A 22,607-nucleotide genomic window follows, 5' to 3' on the forward strand; every position below is an offset into this window, starting at 1 on the left:
TATGAAAACTATTATTGCTGAAAAGCCAAGCGTTGCAAAAGACATTGCATTTTATGTTGGAGCATTAGAAAAAAAGGATGGATATATGCAAGGGAATGGTTATTATGTCACCTGGGCATATGGTCATTTGATAGCCAACGCAATGCCAAATGACTATGGTCTTAACAGCTTCACTAAAGAAGTTTTACCAATCATTCCAAATAAATTCCTGCTTACTGTTCGTAAAGTAAAAGGTAAAAACGGATACACCGAAGACCAGACCGCCGTAGCTCAGTTGAAAAAAATTAATGAGCTATTTAAGAACAGCGAAAGTTTAATAGTCGCTACCGATGCCGGGCGCGAAGGCGAACTGATCTTCCGGTACATCTACGAATATTTAAAATCTGATAAGCCATTTCAACGGCTTTGGCTCAGCTCACTTACCGAGAAGGCAATAAAAATAGGATTTGATAACCTTAGAGATGGAAAAGATTATGATTTGCTCTATTATGCTGCGCTGAGCCGAAGTAGAGCTGATTGGCTAGTAGGTATCAATTCAACGCAAGCGCTAAGTATTGCAGCAGGTAATGGTCTGTATTCATTGGGAAGAGTACAGACGCCAACATTGGCAATTATTTGCAAACGCTACCTTGAAAATAAAAATTATACTATTAAAAAATTCTGGCAAATTGAGCTATCACATCAATATGGTGGGATGACTTTTAAAAGCCTTTCTAGCCTGAAATGGGATGATGAAGGTCTTGCGAACGATGCCCAAAGGGCTATTGGTAGAGCTAATTCAGCAACCGTTGCGTCGGTAACAACAAAAACTATAACAGAACTGCCACCTTTATTATTCGACCTGACTGGGTTACAAAAGGAAGCCAATCAAAAGCTTAATCTCTCAGCCGATGAAACCCTGAATGTAGCACAGGGCCTATATGAGAAAAAATTCATAACCTATCCAAGAACTGGTAGCAAACACATTCCTGAAGATATGTGGCCTGAGATACCCAAACTTTTAAGAGCATTAAAACAACGACAATCATGTAAACTTCTTACTCAGGAAATACATTTTGGAAGGTTAAATAAACGTATAGTCAACGATCTCAGGGTAACTGATCATCACGGACTATTACCGACAGAAAAAATACCATCAGCACTAAATGCTGTAGAAAATGCAATCTATGATATGATTGCATTTCGACTTCTTGAGGCAGTATCGGGAAATTGCACGAAGGAATTAAGCACAGTTTTGTTAGAAGTTTTTCATTATCACTTTTTCGCTAAAGGAACAATAATTATTGAAGCTGGTTGGAGAAGTGTTAAAGGTAATTTCTCGAATGAAAATGATGACGACATTCAGGATTTACCCAACCTACAGGAAGGAAATGTTGTAAAAATAGATAAGGTGACACTTTTAGCTAAAAATACTAAACCTCCGGTACTTTATACAGAAGCCAGTTTACTAGCTGCGATGGAGCATGCTGGTAGGGATGTTGATGACGCAGAAGGAAGGCACGCACTTGAAAACCTTGGCATCGGAACGCCAGCGACCAGATCTCTAATAATAGAAACTTTGTTTGATCGAAATTATATCAAAAGAGATAAAAAATCGCTTATACCTACGGCGAAAGGACTCCAGGTTTACAATGCGGTTAAAAACTACAGAATTTCTGATGTTTCCTTGACGGCAGAGTGGGAACTAATGATGAAGAAAATAGAGATAGGCCAAGCCGATGCTTTGCAATTTCAGAAAAACGTTAAAGATTTTACAAGAAATATCACTGCCGAATTATTGAGTACAAATATACCAGATCAAAATACTTTCATTCAAACTTGTCCTAGATGCAAATCTCAGGCATTAGTGCTACGGGAGAAGCTGATAAAATGCCCTGATGAAGATTGTAACTGGGTACAATTCAGAAATGTATGCGGAGTCGAAATTAGTATAGCCGATTTGGAAAACCTTGTAAAAAATGGCAGAACGTCACTCTTAAAAGGTCTAAAAAGCAGGTCAGGTAAATTATTTGACGCTTGCATTGTTTTGGATAGTAATTATAAAACCTTCTTTGAGTTTTCTAAAAATAAAAAGTAACGCAGCAGATACTCTATTAAAACAAATGACCCTTGCCGTATCTGGATCAGATTTCATTTCCTCCTACTTGTATTAAAATTCACCAGGTAAACCGATAGGCAATACACTGTTTAGTGCCTTTACTTACTTCCCTATTTTCAAAATTTAATAAAACCATCTAAACAAATACATTATGTCTACAAAACTTCAAGACCTTTCATATTATCGATTACTACTACAGGATCATCTAAACAACAGCTTTCCAGAGAAGGCAAATGACCGGAAATTTATCGACCAACGTGCGTCTTGGGCTGCGGAGGTCTATGAGGGGGCATTGCAATCAGGAAATACCATTGAGCAAAGCAATGAAATAGCTAACTACATACTGTTTCAAGGGTTACGATTCTCGAAGTTCGATACCGTTTTTCAAGTTGTGATCAATGAATTTGATATGCTGATGGCTGATGAGGAACTGCGCCCATTTGCGATTAAGGTATTTCCATATTGTGAAGCTGTTTTTAATAACTATGAACTTACCGATGATTTTGCCTATGGATATGAGTATGATGCATTATATACCGAGATAACAGGCACTATCGCATTATGGATCGAAGAAAATGGCCTTCAATAAACGGCTGCATCTTCGTCAAAATATTGAAGCGTTACAGATAGCTTTTGCCCTGGAAAAAAATAATAGAGCACCCACTGCGGAGGAAAGGCTGTCAATGATGAAGTACTGCGGGTTTGGAGGTTTAAAATTTATTCTTAACCCAATCTCAAATGAAATTGACATTAATCATTGGAGAAAGAGCGAACATGAACTTTTTCCAATAACACAGGAACTTCACAAGCTACTTAAAGCAAACTCAGATGACGAAAAGCAATATCAGCAGTATGTTGATAGCGTGAAAAGCTCGGTCTTGACAGCTTTTTATACCCCAAGACAGGTTATTGATGCTATTTCGGCAACTTTTTTTAAGCATGGTCTGACCATACATAAGCTTATAGAACCCTCAGCAGGTATCGGGTCATTTATTGAGTCATTCACACATAAGCAAAAGTTAGACACAACAGCATTTGAAAAGGATTTACTAACAGGCAAGATTTTAAAACACCTTTATCCGGATTGCGATTTAAGGATTAGTGGTTTTGAGGAAATACCCGAAAAGGAAAATAGTAGCTATGATGTAGTCGCTAGTAACATACCTTTCGGAGATACTTCTGTATTTGACCTATCATATAGGAGAAGCAACGATCGTGTAAAAGCACAGGCGGCACGGAGCATTCATAATTACTTTTTTTTGAAAGGCAGTAACATGCTGAGGGAAGGTGGTATATTAGTTTATATTACCTCACAGGGTATTCTTAATAGCCGAAAGAACGAATTTATACGGCAGGCATTGATGCAGGATCATAGCCTGATTTCGGCCATTCGATTGCCAAACAACCTTTTCACGGAGTATGCCGGTACAGAAGTGGGTAGCGATTTAGTTGTTCTGCAAAAGAACTCAACGAAAAACGGTTTGACCGACAGGGAAGATTTGTTTTGCCAAAGTCTGACTACAGAGTTCCTGACCCCCGGTAATGCGCTATTTCAGAATAGCAAAAGAATCGTACACACGCAAAGCAAATTGGGTACCGATCCGTACGGTCAACCTTCAGTAATTTATACCCACGGTGAGGGCGTGGCGGGTATTGCTAAAGATATTGCTGTAATGCTTTCAGAAGACTTTGAAAAATACATTGATCTGAAATTGTATAATCTAAACATGACCAACCAGGCTTTAGCGATTGGTCAATCTATTTCAAATGCTATCGAATTTAGGTCTAATAAACCTACTGCACCATTATCTTCGCCAACCCCGGCTAAAAATGCTGAAGTAAGGCAACTCACCATATTTGATCTTTTCGGTAATACGGCTGACGCTGACGGAATTTCGCGCACATCTGGCCGCCAAGCTGAAGCTAGAAAGCAACCCAAGAAAAAAATTAAACCAGCCAAACTTCAATATCCAGACCTATTTAGTGCCGTAACGGAGGAAAACCGCGAGCAATTGCAAATAAATAAAAAATCGGTTGAAAATAGTTCAGTAAATGATGATAAAAATGGAACTATAGGCGATCTGTTTTTAGATTTTCAGAAGGTTGAAATGCCTGCACAAGAATCCATTACGGATATCATTCCTAATCCTTCGCCCTACAGCGGCGAGCTGCAATTTTTCCACCGAAATGGGTGCCTGGTAGTAAATTATGGTTGGGTAGGCTACTTACAAAATGTAGATTTGGCCAATGGAAAGGCTACTTTTCACGCTTTGCAAATACCTCAATCGCAAAAAGAAAGAGCCGAAGCGTATATAAAACTGCGCGATGTTTACCAACAACTTTATTACACAGAAGCGCAGCACCAGATCGAAGATGAAGGGAAACGAGCCTCCTTAAATCTGCTCTATGATGAGTTTGTAAAAAAATATGGTAACCTCAATAGTAAAGAAAATATTAAACTTGTCAGAACTGATAGTGCTGGTAAAGAAATTCCATATTTGGAACGTGTTATTGGTGGTGTAATACATAAATCCGATATATTTAATCATCCCGTAAGTTTCTCCACTGTAACAGTTGGTACCGAAAAGCCTGATGAAGCATTAGCGGCATCCTTGAATAAATATGGTGGTGTAGATCTGAGCTATATGAGCGAAATCAGCGGAAAGACTACCGATGATTTAAAAGAAGCACTAAAAGGCCGTATTTTCTATAATCCTTTATTAAAACGATACGAAATCGCTGAATTATGGATCTCCGGTAATGTTGTTGAAAAAGCGGAGGAATTGCGTTCGTATGTATCTAAAACACCAGCTGACAAGGAGGCTTTGGAAAGTCTTCAGGTACTAGAGGATGCCCGTCCTCGTCGAATAGAGTTTGAGGAACTGGATTTTAATTTTGGTGAGCGCTGGATCAGCAACGACGTGTATAATCGATTTGCTTCAGATCTTTTAAAGGCAAATATTAGCATCCACTACACAGAAAGTTCAGATGATTTCTCGATCCAATGTGATCGTAGAAACATTCATATTGCCGAGAAATATGCTGTAAAATCAGAGAGCAGGACTTTCGATGGTCTGTCGCTTCTTAAGCATGCACTAGTCAACACTACACCTGAGATCACTAAAAAGATTGATGTAGAAGGCAAAGAAGTGAAGGTGCGCGATATGGAAGCCATTCAAATTGCCAATACAAAAATTGACGAAATCCGAAAAGAGTTTAGCGAGTGGTTATTTGCCCAGGATGACAGTTTTAAAAAGAAACTAACCGACCAGTACAATGATATCTTCAATTGCTTCGTGAGGCCTAAGTATGATGGTAGTCACCAGGAGTTTCCCGGCCTTGACCGGAGAGCGCTAGGTATTGTAGATCTGTACCCCAGCCAGAAAGATGCGGTCTGGATGATCAAACTGAACGGTGGCGCGATCTGCGATCATGAAGTTGGTGCAGGTAAAACACTTATTATGTGTGTCGCGTCCCAAGAAATGAAACGCCTCGGGCTCGCACACAAGCCTATGATTATCGCCTTAAAAGCTAATGTTCATGACATTGCGCAGACCTATCGTACCGCATACCCACACGCTAAGATTTTATATCCTGGAAAACAAGACTTTACACCAAAGAAGCGGTTACGCATTTTCGGTGAGATCAAGAATAATGATTGGGATTGCATTATCTTAACTCATGATCAATTTGGTATGATTCCTCAATCGCCAGAAATGCAAAAGCAAATTTTAGGGGAAGAACTCAAAACAGTAGAAGAGAACCTTACTGTTATCCAGCGCGATGGTAAGGATGTTACAAAGGCCATGCTTAAAGGTGTTATTGTAAGAAAGCAAAATTTAGAGGTTAAACTGAAAATACTGGAAGATGATATCATAAATCGGAAGGATGATACAGTGGACTATAAGATGATGTGCATTGACCATCTTCTGGTTGATGAGAGCCATAAATTTAAAAATCTAACATTCAACACCAGGCACGAACGTGTAGCAGGTTTGGGTAACGTTGCAGGTAGCCAAAAGGCGATGAATCTTCTATTTGCCATCAGAACCATTCAGGAAAGGACGGGGAAAGATTTAGGTGCAACATTTCTTTCTGGAACAACAATAAGCAATTCGTTAACCGAACTTTACCTTTTGTTTAAATACCTGCGCCCGATCGCAATGAAAAAGCAAGGTATAAACTGTTTTGATGCATGGGCCGCGATTTATGCAAGGAAAACGGTAGATTACGAGTTTTCGGTAGCCAACAATATCATTGCAAAGGAAAGATTTCGGTACTTTATAAAAGTTCCAGAGCTTGCGCAGTTTTACGCTGAGATTACAGATTACCGAACAGCAGAAGATATCGGTCTGGACCGCCCAGAAAAGAACGAGATCCTTTATAATATCCCTCCCACGCCCGACCAGGAAGCGTTTATCAAAAATTTAATGGAGTTCGCAAAAACCGGCAATGCTGAATTGCTGGGCCGAGCGCCCTTAAGCAGAACTGAGGAAAAGGCTAAAATGCTGATCGCCACAGACTACGCAAGAAAAATGTCTTTGGACATGCGCATGATTAGCAGGAAATATGAGGATCATCCTGATAACAAAGCTTCACATTGTGCAGCAAACGTTGCTCGATATTATCAAAAATTTAACGCCCAAAAAGGAACTCAATTCGTTTTCTCAGATCTTGGGACTTATAAACCTGGTGAATGGAATATTTATTCGGAAATAAAACGAAAACTTGTACAGGATCATGGTATACCCGCACATGAAATCAGGTTTATTCAGGAGGCGAAGAATGAAGAGCAACGGAAGAAGCTTTTTAAAGATGTAAATGAAGGCAGGATTAGAGTGCTTTTTGGTTCAACTGAAATGCTGGGTACGGGCGTTAATGCCCAAAAGCGGGCAGTAGCAATTCATCATCTGGACATTCCGTGGAGACCAAGCGATCTGGCACAGCGGAACGGCAGGGGAATCCGTACAGGTAATGAGATTGCTAAACATTTTGCAGGTAATAAAGTAGATGTTTTTATCTACGCAGTTGAAAAATCTCTTGATAGCTATAAATTTAATACCCTATATACCAAGCAGCTATTTAATGGACAGCTTAAAAGTAATGATCTGGGAAAACGGACCATTGATGAGGGTAGTATGGATGAAAAAACAGGAATGAATTTCTCCGAGTATGTAGCAATATTGTCCGGTAATACTGACCTTTTAGAAAAAGCGAAATTAGAGAAGCAAATTGCTGCACTTGAAAGTGAGCGGCAGGCGCATCGACGTTCCAAATTTTCTTCCCAGTACAAGCTCAAAGATACTCTTGCGAGACTTACCAGCTTGAAAAGCCGCTATAATCGCTTCGTTACGGACTATGAAAACCTTAACAAACGTATTCAAAAAAATAAGGAAGGAGAAGTACTAAATCTGATTCAGCTATATGATATGCCGGATAATGCAGATGTTAAACAAATAGGTGTAAAGTTGAATAATATAGCTCAAAATGCTCGGACCAATGGCGAGTATAAAGAAATTGGTTCACTATATGGTTTTACATTATTAGTTAAAACAGAAATTCAAGAAACAGAAAAAGATGCAACTGAGCGCGAAAACCGCTTCTTTGTGCAGGGTGAAGGTAATATAAAGTATACATTTAACAATGGTAAGATGGCCAGTGATCCAAAAACGGCATCCATGAATTTTATAAATGCACTTCAAAAATTACCTGGATTAATAGACCAAGAGGAAATGAATATAAAGGATCTGGAAAAAGACATACCTGTTCTTAAGGATGTTGTTGAGGGGGTTTGGAAGAAAGAAAATATCTTAAACAGCCTGAAAATTGAATTGGCATCCATAGAAAGAAAAATACAATTATCGATCGTACCAGATAGAGGTACTCTGGAAAATGAAAAAAAGATTCCAGAGAAGTCTATAGGACATATCACTAATCCTATCGTCCCTGTAAAGGGTATACATCTACCTGGCGGGATTCTCTGACGATCTTATGTAAATAAAGCTTAGAACTTAGGGTAAATTTTAACAACTATTAAAATTTAGATGATTTTTTAAATACATCTCCCTTGTTGTCAGAATGATGGATTTAATTTTTAAATTAGCCATTACTATTAAAGTAAATAAATAGTATTACGAATACCAGCGTTACTGGTATTGCACATAGTCTGGCGGACAGGACAAAACTAATAAGCAATTTTTATCATGAAAAACGCAACTCATTTAAGTAGAATGCAGCTAAGGGCTGTACAAGGAGGAGTATCGAAAGACCCTTGCGCCAACAAGACCGGTGCAGAACTCCAAAACTGCCAGTTTAATGTATGTATGGCCGGTTGGGATTCAAGCACTCATACGCCTGCGCAGAATAAGGATAAAGCTGATGGCTGTGATAAAGCAACTCAACCAGCAACTTAAGATTTTGACCGAGCGGTAATTCATACCGCTCTTATTTTTTTATATGAATATTTTCTTCAGAGTATTTTTAATACAATTGTTTTTAATCAACTCTATTTCAGCTAAAGTATTTCAGATTACTGGAAGAATAACAGGGAAAGAAAATCTGAAATTTGCTTATGCGTTTAACAGCATAGATGACAGCCTTATTCAAATAGTTCCAATCGTTAATAATGCATTTATTCTGAAAGGGGAGATTTCTGATTATAATCGTTTTGGGGCTTTGCCAACCATCAATGTTCTACTTATACCTGATTCATTAAGCGTAAACGAAATAGAACGAAGGCGAATGATCTCGAAAAGGAAACATTACAATTGCACTGTTATCGCCGAGGAAAAAATCTTTTTAACCTATGATACTGACGCAAAAGTGTTCACCATTAAAGCTAAAGGTCAGAACTTCGTACAGAATCTTTATTTAAATCGATTGTCTCTTTACCGAAATACACGTGATAGTCTATTTAAATCGATCCGCATGACTAATGAAAGCAATGATACAAAAAACGATAAAATTGATCGCCTGGGAGCCGAACTATTTACATCGGCCATGCGAGACTTTATCAAGTTGGTTAAAGCATACCCTGACGAAGTTTCCCTTTTAAACTTTAGTTCAATTGTGTATGATAAGGGTATTTCAGGGAAAGAGGTTTTGGAAGCTTTTAGTTTATTTCCAAAAGAAGTTCGCAACTCACAATATGGAAGAAACCTTTATCAAGACATTAGTGATAAGCTAAAAATGGAAGAGCTCATGGCAGAGCCCGCTTATGTGGTCGGGCAAACATTTCCTAAATTCATATTGCCTGATGCGAATGGTGTAAAACAATCTGGAGATGAATTGTTAGGCAAATATACTCTGGTTGACTTCTGGGCGACCTGGTGTGGTCCTTGTAGGGCAGAAATTCCTAATGTTGTAAATGCATACAAACACTTTCATAATAAAGGTTTCAATGTGATCACCATTTCCTTAGATGCGGAAAAAGACAAGGAAAAGTGGTTGAAGGCTATTTCGGATGATAAAATGCAGATGTTGTCAAATCTGTTTAATGGTGATGACTTTAGCGGCCTAGCCCGTACATTGAAGGTAGTTGCAATACCAATGAATTTTCTTCTTGATGCACAAGGTAAAATTGTTGCCACTAACTTACGGGGAGAACAGCTTAGAAAAAAACTTGAAGAGTTTCCAGGTGAATAATATATTTTATTTTTCAGCATTAAGATGAGATCCATTGATCTCATCTTAATTTCATTCCTTACCACTTCAATTTTAAAGCGAATTCAAATTCCCCATTACTGTATTCCTTAAAGGTAGAAGTACCGCTGGTATAAAAAGCGGATATACCTAACCGGTCCATATACTGGGTACCAATGGAAAATGTTATACTTTTTGTAGAATGATATATAACACCAGCATTAAACTTTCCATTATCTGTGTTTCCTTGTAATCCGATATGATAAATATCCCGGAAATTCCGTACCTGGCTATACATTATAAGGGGTGTAAATACTACATTGTAATTTTCAAAGTTTCCCTGAACTGACATTAACAGTCCCGGTCGATCGGCATATGGCTCCGTTTGGTTCCGGATGTAACCACGGACATCTGAAATACTGACTGCAAACTTGTAGAGAGCATTCCTAACGACCAAACCTGCATCACCATCGGCAGACCAACGCCTATTATTATAATTTAGCAAAGTCTGGTCTCCTTCTTCTGCAATCACTTTTTTGTAATTAATGCTGTTATTTTTGACGCTCCCGGAAATACCAAAATCAAGAAATGTTTCTTCGTCATCCAATGGCAGCTGGTACGCATAAGAAAGCTTTATATTGGTGCGGTCAAATACGCCATATGTCTCCCTAAAAAGATTTAAACCCAAACCAATTTTCCTGGAAGTACCATAAGTACAAGAAAGGTATTGTTGAGAAGGCGCTTGGGGAATTGCTGTCCATTGGGCTTTGTAAGATAAATTTGCCTGCCAACCTAATTGATTACCAGCATAGGCAGGATTTGCCAAATAAGGGTTTAAATAATATATGGTGGCGCTAGGATTAAGCTGGGAAAAAGCCAATGTTTGGATGCTACATAGCATAAGTATGATTTTCAGAGTTTTCATCGCTGCATTTTTAGAGGGTTACTGTTTGTTGTATTATCCAGCACAATAGAGACTGTTCCTCTTATTATAGCTGTTCCATTGCCAAGGTCAAGTACATAGATATATGCATCCTCGTTTAGGATAAGGCCATTAAGCCGACCGTCCCAGTCATTATGGTAAGATTTCTTAGAGTAGATTAATCTTCCGGCACGATCGAAAATTTTAACATTATTATTAGGGTAATCCATAATGTTTGCAATCACCCAGTAATCATTTTTACCATCTCCGTTTGGTGTAACTACATTATTCGGAACAGCTGGAAGTGGCTGTCGTACATCGATAGTTATCTCCTCCGCCTGAGAACATCCCTCTTTGTTGGTGGCAATAACACGATAAGTTGTTGTGCTGGAAGGCCGAACTGTTATTGATGATTGATCGGTGGGTGAAAGGATTTCATTCCCAATCCATTGATAATTTAAGCCACCGCTTGCGGAAAGTTCTAAACTAGCGCCTTCTATCAGCATCGTCTTATCAGCATTAATTTTTACAGCTGGTAAAGGATTGACCTTAATGTAGGTAGATACACTTAGGTCACGAGTTCCATCCATGTAATTATACCTAACCTCATACTGGCCAGGTAAACTTTTGGTAAGATTAACGAATCCAGATTTTGAGTCTATTTCAAGTCCGGATGGGCTAGCTATGTAGACACCTCCTTGAATTCCATCTGTATTGATCCCCAAAGAACCGTTTGCACAATAGTCGAGGAGTGGATATTGGATTGTAGTTGCTGTAAATTTTATGCGGAGGGTAGTGCTATCTTTGGTAGTACAGTCGCCATCACCCACACTGTAGCTTATGGTATAAACCTTACCAGGCTCACTGGCTGAAAGATCAATAGTCCCTGTTAAAGAATCAACAGATAAACCATTAGGTATGGCTGAATATTTGCCGCCCTTTGTCCCCGAGAAATTGACGTGCAATTTTCCTGTCGCCATAACTACGGTTTCAGGATAGCGTATTGAAGCTCGTGGCATCAACTGCTGCGGATTGATAACTATATGCACTGTGTCACTTATACAATCATTTTTGCTTTTAGCAAGAACAAAATGCTTTCCTGCCGGGAGCCGGTAAAGAGTAGTATCTGAGAATTGCGATCCATTAATACTATATAAAAATCCTGCTGGAAGCTCAACCGAGCCATAAGCATCAATACATCCAGGTTGCTTTATCTTAATGTTTTGGGCAAACAAACCTACTGAATCAAGAAACAAGTTAATAGTATCTCTAACCTCACAATATTCACCGTATGTCACGGTGATAGAATAAATACCGGGATCATGTAATGCTACATCAATACTATTCCCTATAATAGAATTCTTTTTTACATCTTTCCATTCGATCCTGGTATATTGATCTGGTAAAAAAGATTTGGCGTTTAGTTGTAATGGGAATTGCAAGTGACAAACTGTTTTATCAAGACCCAGTAGACCAATACCTGCTTCGGTTTTGGGAGAAAAAATTATATTGCTATTGTTTCCCAGATCAGTACTCTGACTTAGTATCAGTAATTTTTTGCCGATCGCATTTATATGGCCAAGTGCAATGAAGTTATAAGTGGTATCGGCGCCCAGTAGTTTAAGGTTGCTTCTTTCGTTTGAATTTGATGACGTTATGTACACTGTACCGCATGGGTTTCCACTCGCCAATAGTTTTTTATTGATGGTAATAGTCTTCAGAGATTCCAACTGGTAACTGCTGTTGTTTCTTGCAAATGTCAGTGTGTCGACAATAAAACTTCCAAATATATTATTGGGTGTATTAGGGTTAGTGTCAAAGCTTACATAGTGATATTTTGCGCCATCTTTTGTTTTGAATATATTGGCATTGCCGATTAGATAGATGTGGCTGGTTCCAGCGTTCAATGCGCCAGTGTATTGCCAACCGCTGTTGTAATATGAGAGATAAATTTTGGAATCACCAAGAATAAGCGAAATCTTTCCCATATCTTCCGGTGTACTTTCTATGCCATTGAGCGATAGTGCTCTTACTATCTTGTCATTAGTGTTAAGTTCTCCTCTTATTAAATTGATATGTGAGTTAGCAGAAAAATCATCGAGTAGAAGGTATTTGCCACCGCCACTAAAATTGATGTCGAAATTACTAGCCACAATCGCGCCCCGGGTTTGAATAATTTCTGAACCTGAAGATAAAAAGGTGATCCCTCCGTTATGGATTAAGGATGGTTGCATGCTTAGGGAGCCATAACAGTGTATAAGTCCTTGGAAAACCGGATTTCCGGGCGCATTTATCCACGTCATATCATGGCATTCAGCTAACCCCTCAACGGTGATATGTAAATTTTCTCCCGAGTACTCGTTGAAGATAACATTATCATACCTTCCAGGCGAACAAAGGTTTCCCGATGCTGTTCCATCACTATTCGTTGTCCAGTGGTCTGCAGCAGAATAATCTCCGGCTCCACCGATCCAGTATAGATTTCTTCCGTTAATCGGCAAAAACGTCCAACCGCTGTTATTGCCCATATCCGAGCCAAATGCAGTGTGACCTGCTCTCCCAGATATTTCGATGCCACTTATTCTAACATTGTTTAAAGTGATTTGTGCATTGCAGATCACTTTCGCTTTAGCGGTTTGCTTGCAGCCATCACCTGTTGACATGCAATTGTTATCGAGATCCCATTGCTGGCAATTGCTGGTTGTGATCCATTTATCAATCAGTTGAGTTGAACCTGAAATTAAGTGAACGTTGTGCCCGGTGGTTAACGAATTGAATTGATTGCTGCAATTAAGATAAGTTTCTCCGGAAAAGGATATTTGCCTGAAAATATAGCCTTTTCGAGGGTCGTCGCAAAGCAGCCTTGCTTCGATTGCCGGATTGGTAAATTTCACGTTGAAATAAGCATGACCCGGTACAGATCGTAACTGGTTAGTATATAAACCATTTCCTGATCCGTTGTTTTTTGGTAAGATTCCGGTAAGATATAGTGTGCTGCTTCCGGCCGCAAGTGAGTCAATACTGCTTGCATCCCAATAACCATCAATCGTTACTAAAGAATTGCCAAGGATTAGTTTTGTTTTTTTGATACCATCTGTTCCTTCGCTCACCCAGTTTTCGGCGAAGATATTATGACCATTTGTTATCAATGTGCCGTTCATGATGCCAATATTTTTGACCTTTAGTGAGTCATTCAATATCCATACACCATCCTTTTCGTTAAAGAACAATCCACGATCTGATCGATTAGTTTGCGTATAGCCTAATACAACATTGTTTGTCTTTAAGAATTTTTCACCTTTACCAACAAATTCTAATCGTTGAACATCAAAGCTCATTCCCTCCTGTAAGGTTAAAGAACCGCTAATTGCGAGGGAATTTCCTGAAATTCCGGGTTGGCTATTATTTACCTCAGTCCAGATCATATCTGCACAAACGGCAGGAACATCCAATTTTACAAGATAATTCTTTCCAGAGTATTTATTAAAATTGACATGGTCAAGGACTGTTGGCAGGCAGCTCACGGTAGCTGCTTTACCTGTCGAGTCATAAGTCCAATGCTGTAGATCACTCCAATAACCATCGCCGCCAATCCAGAATAAGATCTTTCCGGTAGCTCCTTCAATCCTTACATTGGTATTATTTCCACCATTTACTCCGTCAATTACCACTAATTGTTTATCTGTAGAGTGGATGTCAGTTACCTTAAACTTTGAAAGGCTTTGATCATTTGAAAGGGCAAGTTTTGCTTGTGTTCCAGGCATACTAGAATGTACCGCTCCCATTCCGTTGCAAACATTATCATTCATGCCTAAATTCTGTACATTAATAGACATTTCGGTCCCGATAGTATATTCATTTCCGGATGAAAAAAAGAGGTTGTTTATATGCAGTGGAGTAGTGCTGCCTGCCGCGTTGATTGCAGCACTACTTTTGAAACGAATGGTGTCAAACAGGCACGGCTGATGAGAACCGTACAGTTCTGCTAAGAGCGAAGCAGTTCCACTCTTATTTTCAAAATTCACTGCTGCATAAGTATGTCCAGCATTAAACCGGAAATAGGCATCTTTAGCAAGCATGAGAATAATGCTTTTATTCGCATCAAGTTCAAGTAAAGAGTCTATAGGATTAATAAATTCCCAATCGCCATTCACTTTGATCGAAGAATTAGATATATTTAAAGATCGCCTGCCAATTGCTTTTCCGGTACCGCCAAAATTTCTAATAGACATATCATGGCCGCCTGTATTGAATGTTCCGCTTAAGAAAACCAGATCTCCATCCGAGAGAAAGGAATCTCCCAATATCCATTTTCCGCCAGATGAAAGTTCAGTATTACCATGTATATATACGCCGTTCGACCTGATAATAGAAAGGTTCTCCGTTCCCTTGTACTTGGTGTTTGAAATTTGATAAATCATATCTTTTTGCCAGGTACTAGAACCAAAAATCTCTAATCCATATTGTGGTCCTGAAATAAAGGCGGGGATACCATTTACACCATTCCATGTAATGGAAGAACATTCCGCATTTTCTTTGGCAATGTTAACAGGTTTAGCAGCACTAATATCCCCGGAATAAGAACTAAAAAAAACATTATCGTATCGAGAAGGTAGGCAGCCTCCCGATGGAGTACCGTCTTGATTAGTTGTCCAATGTAGCGGGTCATGCCAGTTTCCGCCGCCATTGATCCAATAAAGATTTCTGGACGTGCCGGAAAACGAAGCGCCATTATTGTTGCCTCCATCAATGCCATTCAATATCATCATGAGATTGCCTACTATGTTGATGTAGCTTAATCTTGCATTTTTAAGGGTTATGGGCTTTGTAATTAAAATTTTGGCCTGAAGACCTCCAATTCCTGTCATACTCCAAACAGGATCGCAGACCTCCGTCGCATTAAGAATAACACCTAATCTCTGTGTGCCGTAAAAATAATATTGTCTGGATTTCGCCAGATCTAAGGTATCAACGGTTATACCGGAAGCAATATATCCGTCACTGGCGAATGAAAGCTTTTGAAAGCCGCATTTCCCCTCAACCTGATACCATTGGTATGGTGTCGAATTAATTGGGCCTGCTTCTGGACTGGTAAAACTTAAATGATTATATTGATGATTTTCCCTCGCTAAAAATCGTACGGCATAACTGTCTTTAATACTTGTACTAATTATGATCTCCGATGTTCCACTTTGCAAATCCTTGCCAGTATAAGCCCAAGTAGGAGATTCTGAGTTTGATTGAGAATTACGCCCGTTTAAAATAATTTTTGCAGAACCAAGGTTAAGGCTTCTATCAGCTGTAGCGCTAAAAGGAACCAAACCACAGCACCCACCTTCGTCAAAAAAGTTTGTAATTATCTCACTGGAACCGAAATCAAGGCGGCCCTGAAGAAAATAGATAGCACCTGTACTATTAAGCTTTCCTGAAATTTTATAGAATCCTGTACCTATAAAAAAAAACTTCCCATTGCCGGAAACCCCATTATTAAAAGAAATCTGTTCTATTCCTTCTCCTTTAAAATAGAGGTTATTATTGATTACCGTTCCGGTCTGGAAGTTAGCCGACCCATAAACATTGATGGGATTACCACTAAATAAAAGTATAGGACCAGAGGTGATCTTAATGTTTTTGCAATTTGCCTCAAGATTGACAATGATTTCTCCTTTCCCTGGTAAAAACCCTGAATTTGCATCAAAGTTTATCTGATCACCTGCCTGCGGAATACTTGGTGAAAGTATACCTCCACTATTACCTGAAGTTAACGACCAATGATTAAGATCACTCCAATTGCCGTTTCCGCCTACCCAGTATAGCTCATTGGCAAAAACTGGGTGGATTGACAAAAGGGAGCAAATAAATAGGAATAAGATAGGCAGCCGTCTACGGCTGCCTATCGGCGGTAGAAGACCACCGCTGAAAAATGTTAATTTCATAAGAAAAAAATTAAGATTAAATATTAAATGATTTAAAATGGGTTATTTTTACGGGTGAGGTGTTGCAGGTCAGGGTCAGCATGTATCCTCTCCATTTCCTTATTGATGATCAGAAGAATATCGGCCTTAACCTGCCGATAGTTTCTATTAATCACGTCCTTCATATTGTCGTGTCCATTTTCATCAATAAAGGACAAGATCTCAGGAATTTTTTTGTAGGCTTTCGTTTCTTCAGCAACCTTTTCATTATCTACTACGATTTCAGCGTGGAAGATCTTTTGCTCTATTCGCTCGTCGAAATTATCGGTAACCGCACCCACAAACATGCCTTGTGTAAGCGTAGATATTTTAGATGCAGGTATCAAAGTATCCAATTGCGTGGATATGGAGGTAGATTTGTCATTACGGTTAATGGTCATACTCTGACGTTTCTGCAATACCTTTCCAAAACGTTCTGAAAGGCTCTTAGCCGTTTCACCCACCACCTGACCACTAAAAATATTACCGACCAGATTTTGTATTACCTTACTTTCTTTATCGCCGTAATCCCGCGTTAACTGCGAATAGTCTTGGATGCCGAAAAGTGACGAAATCCTATTGCTCCGTGCTGTACTGATGTAATCCAAATTTCTAAAATAGATTGTGGGCAACTCGTCGATGACAATGGAACTTTGGAGCTGGCCCTTTTTATTGATGAGTTTAACGATCCGGGAATTATAAAGTCCGAGCGCAGCGGAATATATGTTTTGACGATCTGGATTGTTGCCCACACATAGGATCTTGGGTTCTTTAGGATTGTTAATGTCGAGGGAGAAATCATCGCCCGTCATTACCCAATACAGCTGTGGCGAGATCATCCTGGACAGCGGAATTTTTGCCGATGCAATCTGTCCCTGCAACTGGTCCTGGGCGCCGCCTTCCCATGCATCCATGAACGGAGATAGGTAATTTTCCAGTTCAGGATAGGAAGTCAGAATCGTGAAAACGTCGGCGTATTTTTTGTTGAGCAGTTCGATGGCATGGGGAAACGTACAATATTTTCCGCTGTCGTATATTTTAAGGAACCAGATAATGGAGGCCAATAGAATAATTGGGGACTCCACAAAAAAATCCCCTTGTTTCTGTATCCAGGTCCTGTTAAGGTTGAGCATGATGGTATACGAGGCTTCGTAGGCATCAGATATATCCGTCATGAATTCCGGGTTCAATGGGTTACAGCGATGACTTTTCCTGGGATCATCAAAATTAATCACATAAAACTTGGGTTTTACCCTATACTTATCAGCGTGTTTTAATAAGTGGTTGTAAGCAATGGTTGAGAGATCATCAAACTTAAAATCGTAGATGTACATCGCAAAACCCTTTTCGATATGCTGCTTGATGTAGTTGTTGACAATGGCATATGATTTTCCTGAACCGGGAGTTCCCAGCACGATGGTGGCGCGAAATGGGTTCACAACGTTGATCCAGCCATCATTCCATTTTCCTTTGTAATAAAATTTGGTTGGCAGGTTGACGGAATATTCATTCTGCATCAGTTTGGTTTCTTGCTGGAAACTTTCGTTTTCGTTGTTAAATACATCTTCCATCAAATTATTCTTCAAAAGTCGACTTAACCAAATTCCTCCCACCATCAGCGATATGTATCCAAAGCTGGTAGTAAGAATGTATAGAAAGAAACCCGTCTCTGGAGTTAATCGTAACAAGGGGGTATTCAAAAAATAGAAAATGAACCCTACAGTTAGAACAAGATTTATTTTTGTCCGGGTAATTTTTTCATTCTTCACACCTTTGGTTCCAAAACAACTTAAAGCCAATAGAATAAATGCAAAAGCCTTTGAATAAATCGTATGGGAAAATAAACCAGCTGTTCTTTGAAAATTGGTCAAAATTTTATTGATTACTTCTATTGTCCATCCCTTGTCTGCAAAAGCACTGTAGCAGTACCAATAGAAATGCATCAGCACCAAAATGATGCTAACTGCCCGCATAAAGGCCATAATTTTAGCCAAACCACGTATGTCGTCTTCTCCCATAATTCTAAAAATTTAGATGCGGGTGAAGATATTTTGATAGTATAAAAGTCTTTGAGTAGTAACCTATTTTGGCGCTATTTGGCTGTACATTTCAATTTGATTTTTTATAAGGTTTGATAGCTTTTTTCGTAATCGAGCTGCTTTAGGTAAAGCTGCTAATACATTTATAGTTAATACAGCTCACTCAAAGATTTCTGTAACATTTATCTTGACGAAATGTCTTATTCTTGAATATGAAACAATTATACATTTTAGCGATTACCATTATTTTTCCTCTTTACCTGCAAGCTCAGCATCAGAAAAATGCCTTTATTTATACATCTGATATAGATCGGTTTTGGACGGCTGTTGATAGTGTACAATCGACAAATGATATAACGAAGCAAGTGCAGTTTGTTCAAAAGCTCTACGTTGATAAAGGTACCGAGGGCCTAAAAGCTTTTATGCAAGCAAGAGACTATGACGCTAAGCTATGGGTCGAACTTATTAATAAATATCCCAAATTTTGGCAAAGTATTAGGGCCAACACCTTATCGGTGAAAGGGCAGGTAAATTTGATTACCACTGGTGTCAAAACATTAAAAAAAATCTATCCTGAAATGCGACCGGCTAAAATGTACTTCACGATTGGCGGGCTGAGTTCGGGCGGTACCACTACAGGTGATATGGTTTTAGTTGGCGCAGAAATAGCGACCGCTGATTATAAAACTGACGCTTCGGAACTTGGTGATTGGTTGAAAACTGTTTTTAAAAACCAGCAAAGTTCAAACCTAGTTGGTCTAAATATTCATGAATATGTACATACCCAACAAAAATCAGGAGGAAATACGGTACTCGTACAGTGTATAAGAGAAGGTGCCGCAGACTTTATAGCAGAACTGGTCACAAAAAATCCAAATATTAACACCTATGTAATATATGGAAGGCAACATGAAAAGGAATTGAAGCGAAAATTCGCTATTGATATGTTTAGTACGGCCACTGCACTTTGGTTATACAATGGTACTAACAACTCCCATCCTGATTTGGGATACTATATTGGATATGCCATTTGTAAGGCCTATTATGATCAAAAATCAAACAAAAAACAAGCTGTCAAAAACATAATAGAGTTAGACTACAGCAATGAACAGCAAGTAGTAGCTTTTCTTGATCAGTCAAAATATTTCAACAAATCAGTTAACAAGCAGCAATCATTGGATGAATTTGAAAAACTTCAACCCTCTATATTAAGCATATATCCTGCAATTAATTCACAACAAAATGTGCCTGCAACGCTAAGCGAGCTTACTTTTAACTTTTCTGAGCCAATGGGTAAAGGTGTATCAATTTCTTTTGGCGAAGGGGGTAGAGAACATTTCCCTTTAACCGATGTTATTGGCTTTACAGATGATATGAAGTCGTTTAAAGTCAAGCTTTCATTACAGTCAGGAAAAAGCTATAATTTCAAAATTACAGGAAATGGCTTTAAGTCTCAGAAGGGCTATCCACTTAAAGAATATCAGGTCCAGTTTACTGTGCGTTAAATTTTGATCACCACTGGTTTTTAATATAATTTAAATTTTAAATGTTTAGCTTGAAAAGTTAAGGTATAATTTATTTTAAATTGTGATTTGATATGCTGATCGCACTTATCATTTTTTCTTGCGCTTCTTTCTTCTTTTTTTTATAAAATGCTCAAATGCCAATTCTTCATAATCATTAGATTGGTCTAATGGCAAAATAGAGCCCAGCCCGTAGCTAGAAGATTCCCCATCTCCGCTTACATTATTTATAAAACTAAAAAGTGGATGAGGCATTGTGTCTAAAACTTTATCATCTTTTAAATCATGCGCATTGCTTGGAACGTGGCGAATAGAGTGATCTTTACCGACCTGACTCCATAAATCATTAAAGCTATTTGCAGAGAAATCCTTACCTAACCGTGACCCCTTACACACCGTTTTCGACTTATGATCAATGAACGTAATGCCATAAATTCTGCCTTCGTCATTTCTACGTACCACCAAATTAATTCCAATTTCACTTAACTTTTTTTTAAAGCTTCTTTCATCTTTGCATTTTAATAGTACATCTTGCACGGATTTTTTGAGCTGATTGCGAATATCACCACCTTTAAAATCTTGCTGGCTCTTGTCAAAGTGAATTTGAAGCGCGGGGAGACCGGCTTGCTTTCCAAAAATAGATGCCTTTATTGGCAAACCAGTCTTCTTACCTAATTCATCCAATGCCGAATAAATGAGGCCCTGTCTGGCAATCCCACCATTTATTGCCACCACTTTTTCAGCTGCAATATTAAATAAAGACAGAAGCGCATTGTATTCACCTAAACTTTGGAACTGGTAGTATTTAGGTAAATGTCGAATGACTGAAGACATCTGACTTTTAATATCACCTTTCTTATAATCTACAGGATGAAAAATCCTCTCATTTTTTACGGATTCTTTATCGGTCGCGACTTGCAAACCATAATCTTTTTCAAGGGTCCGGCATAGTTTGGTTGACCGTACTTTCTCGTAGGAGTCGGATATCTTTCTGCCCAGTTCGTCAACTCCAATCGTCACGATATGTAGGTGCGTTCTATCAATATCCGTATGTTTGTAGACTACGTAAGGCTGATCCCCGTAGCCCATTTCCTCCATATAATCCTTTGCTATTTTAGCGTAAGTTTCGTTATTGAGAACATCTTTTGGATCGGGGTTTAATGAAATATGCAAGGTGGGTTTTTCTGTATTTTGATTAGCAATCAGGTATGGTTCAAATGATCTCATCAAATCACTCATACTAAAATTTCCGGAACCATTTTCAATGATCCTGCTTGTGTAAAGGACTTCTGCCTTTTTCGCTGCAACTTTATCCATATTATACTTTAAAGCGCCATAAAGATTAGAACTTCTATTTATCTTGGCGATCATTGCGCATCATTATTAGTTATATATTTTGTTTCAAACTCTTCAACGATTTCCAATACTTTCTTACATAAGTGAGCCAATTCCGCAGTTTCCTTTTCAAGCTTAAATAAATAAGCTGCTGCTTTTTTATCTGAAAAATTGCGGTAAAGTAGTTTAACAATTTGATTATAATTTACCCCAACAGAACGAAATTGACTATGAAACGAGGTTAATCTCATATAAAAATCTATAGTTCCTTTATCGATCCTTATGGTCTTTAATGGCTGTGAAAAAATACATGCTATGATAAATCGAGCTTTAACCTTCATTCCGGAGTTTTCGAAAAGTGAGAGGAAGCGTGCATGCTCTTGAGCATTAAAGGAGATTGAATACCGATAAATCGCGGGATCTATTTTTCTTTTTCTACCACCCTTGTTTATTTGTTCTTTTTTATCATGTTTCATTTTTACATCTTTTTTTGGTTCAGCTCATGAAACCCCGACTTCGGAGGGCGTTTCCTGGCTCCCAGCAGGGCAAGTTGTTTTGAGCAGTGAATTTCAATTCGCGCAGCTCAAAACACAACTTGCCGTGTTCTGGCGAACACAAGAACCCGCCTGCGGCCGGGTTTAAATAAATGGGGAAATTTGATCAACCCCCACTTTTATTGCCCCTCGCATAGATTCAGAGTTTGACCTCTTTCTTTCCCTCGAATTGCTGTACAAAGTAAAAGCTTAATTACCAACAGGTAAATACATTTTAATTTGCCAAAAACAGTCAGCAGGTGCCAAACTAGGCCATGCTTCTTTTTGCTCTTACGTAAGTACTTTCCTTTGTAGGGAGGCACAGATGTACTGATGTAAATATGTACGTACCGCTTCACTTACATAACTTTTTACATAGCTAAAAATATATATAAGCGCGCAGGCATGTATGGCAGTAATTTATTACCCACATATATAGACAGGTGTGTAAATACATGGATAGAGCAGTAAAAAGATATGTACGCACTTAAGTACTCCTATTAATATGTACGTATTTATCACGGCGGATCGCCCCGAATGAATATTTTCAATTGTAAGGAGT

11 protein-coding genes are annotated in these 22,607 nt (G+C 38.7%); 6 read left to right on the top strand and 5 right to left on the bottom strand.

The genetic code is table 11. The features are described from left to right. The first annotated feature begins 1 nt into the window (after position 1). The 5 genes from ACK1I8_RS07430 to ACK1I8_RS07450 all read left to right on the top strand — a co-directional run bounded on the left by ACK1I8_RS07430 (position 2) and on the right by ACK1I8_RS07450 (position 9,742). On the top strand, positions 2–2,077 hold the full coding sequence (locus ACK1I8_RS07430) for a DNA topoisomerase (protein ID WP_412468697.1): 2,076 nt from the start codon (positions 2–4) through the stop codon (positions 2,075–2,077). Positions 2,078–2,249: 172 nt separating this feature from the next. Then, a complete protein-coding gene (locus ACK1I8_RS07435) occupies positions 2,250–2,687 on the top strand; it encodes a DUF1896 domain-containing protein (RefSeq protein WP_412468698.1) in 438 nt (145 codons plus the stop codon). Further along, positions 2,674–8,082, top strand: a complete 5,409-nt coding sequence (locus ACK1I8_RS07440; RefSeq protein ID WP_412468699.1) for a helicase-related protein — start codon at positions 2,674–2,676, stop codon at positions 8,080–8,082. The genes ACK1I8_RS07435 and ACK1I8_RS07440 overlap by 14 nt, the downstream gene beginning before the upstream one ends. Before the next feature lie 219 nt (positions 8,083–8,301). Beyond that, complete coding sequence (locus ACK1I8_RS07445) at positions 8,302–8,511, top strand: hypothetical protein (RefSeq protein WP_412468700.1); 210 nt, start codon at positions 8,302–8,304, stop codon at positions 8,509–8,511. Positions 8,512–8,554: 43 nt separating this feature from the next. Continuing rightward, entirely contained in the window at positions 8,555–9,742 is a 1,188-nt protein-coding gene (locus tag ACK1I8_RS07450) for a TlpA family protein disulfide reductase (protein WP_412468701.1), read from the top strand. A 58-nt stretch (positions 9,743–9,800) separates the two neighbouring features. On the opposite strand, the gene ACK1I8_RS07455 is transcribed toward ACK1I8_RS07450, so the two are convergent. Genes ACK1I8_RS07455 through mobC form a run of 3 tightly spaced genes read right to left on the bottom strand, consistent with a single transcriptional unit; the run spans position 9,801 to position 18,633 of the window. Further along, on the bottom strand, positions 9,801–10,664 hold the full coding sequence (locus ACK1I8_RS07455; protein WP_412468702.1) for a PorP/SprF family type IX secretion system membrane protein: 864 nt from the start codon (positions 10,662–10,664) through the stop codon (positions 9,801–9,803). Then, a complete protein-coding gene (locus ACK1I8_RS07460; RefSeq protein WP_412468703.1) occupies positions 10,661–16,597 on the bottom strand; it encodes a gliding motility-associated C-terminal domain-containing protein in 5,937 nt (1,978 codons plus the stop codon). Before ACK1I8_RS07460 ends, ACK1I8_RS07455 begins: the two co-directional genes overlap by 4 nt. Positions 16,598–16,629: 32 nt before the next feature. Further along, entirely contained in the window at positions 16,630–18,633 is a 2,004-nt protein-coding gene (gene mobC / locus ACK1I8_RS07465; RefSeq protein ID WP_412468704.1) for a conjugal transfer protein MobC, read from the bottom strand. Between the two features lie 233 nt (positions 18,634–18,866). Here mobC and ACK1I8_RS07470 point away from each other — a divergent pair, with 233 nt between their 5' ends. Continuing rightward, positions 18,867–20,159 (top strand): hypothetical protein, encoded by a 1,293-nt coding sequence (locus tag ACK1I8_RS07470; protein ID WP_412468705.1) that lies wholly within the window; start codon positions 18,867–18,869, stop codon positions 20,157–20,159. A 108-nt stretch (positions 20,160–20,267) separates the two neighbouring features. On the opposite strand, the gene mobB is transcribed toward ACK1I8_RS07470, so the two are convergent. Together mobB and mobA are read right to left on the bottom strand one after the other, a co-directional pair. Continuing rightward, positions 20,268–21,548, bottom strand: a complete 1,281-nt coding sequence (gene mobB, locus ACK1I8_RS07475) for a conjugal transfer protein MobB (protein ID WP_412468706.1) — start codon at positions 21,546–21,548, stop codon at positions 20,268–20,270. Next, the gene (mobA, locus tag ACK1I8_RS07480; protein ID WP_412468707.1) at positions 21,545–21,988 is read right to left on the bottom strand and encodes a conjugal transfer protein MobA; all 444 of its coding nucleotides are present in this window, start codon (positions 21,986–21,988) and stop codon (positions 21,545–21,547) included. The genes mobB and mobA overlap by 4 nt, the downstream gene beginning before the upstream one ends. Between the last annotated feature and the right edge of the window lie 619 nt (positions 21,989–22,607).

Origin of the sequence: Pedobacter sp. KLB.chiD, from assembly GCF_047040275.1 — a bacterium.
Taxonomy (GTDB): Bacteria; Bacteroidota; Bacteroidia; order Sphingobacteriales; family Sphingobacteriaceae; genus Pedobacter.

Bases quoted from the DNA above. Each gene is read 5' to 3' on its own strand.
- ACK1I8_RS07450 (WP_412468701.1), top strand. From the start codon at position 8,555: ATGAATATTTTCTTCAGAGTATTTTTAATACAATTGTTTTTAATCAAC.
- mobA (WP_412468707.1), bottom strand. From the start codon at position 21,988: ATGAAACATGATAAAAAAGAACAAATAAACAAGGGTGGTAGAAAAAGA.
- ACK1I8_RS07460 (WP_412468703.1), bottom strand. From the start codon at position 16,597: ATGAAATTAACATTTTTCAGCGGTGGTCTTCTACCGCCGATAGGCAGC.
- ACK1I8_RS07470 (WP_412468705.1), top strand. From the start codon at position 18,867: ATGAAACAATTATACATTTTAGCGATTACCATTATTTTTCCTCTTTAC.
- mobC (WP_412468704.1), bottom strand. From the start codon at position 18,633: ATGGGAGAAGACGACATACGTGGTTTGGCTAAAATTATGGCCTTTATG.
- mobB (WP_412468706.1), bottom strand. From the start codon at position 21,548: ATGATCGCCAAGATAAATAGAAGTTCTAATCTTTATGGCGCTTTAAAG.
- ACK1I8_RS07455 (WP_412468702.1), bottom strand. From the start codon at position 10,664: ATGAAAACTCTGAAAATCATACTTATGCTATGTAGCATCCAAACATTG.
- ACK1I8_RS07430 (WP_412468697.1), top strand. From the start codon at position 2: ATGAAAACTATTATTGCTGAAAAGCCAAGCGTTGCAAAAGACATTGCA.
- ACK1I8_RS07445 (WP_412468700.1), top strand. From the start codon at position 8,302: ATGAAAAACGCAACTCATTTAAGTAGAATGCAGCTAAGGGCTGTACAA.
- ACK1I8_RS07435 (WP_412468698.1), top strand. From the start codon at position 2,250: ATGTCTACAAAACTTCAAGACCTTTCATATTATCGATTACTACTACAG.
- ACK1I8_RS07440 (WP_412468699.1), top strand. From the start codon at position 2,674: ATGGCCTTCAATAAACGGCTGCATCTTCGTCAAAATATTGAAGCGTTA.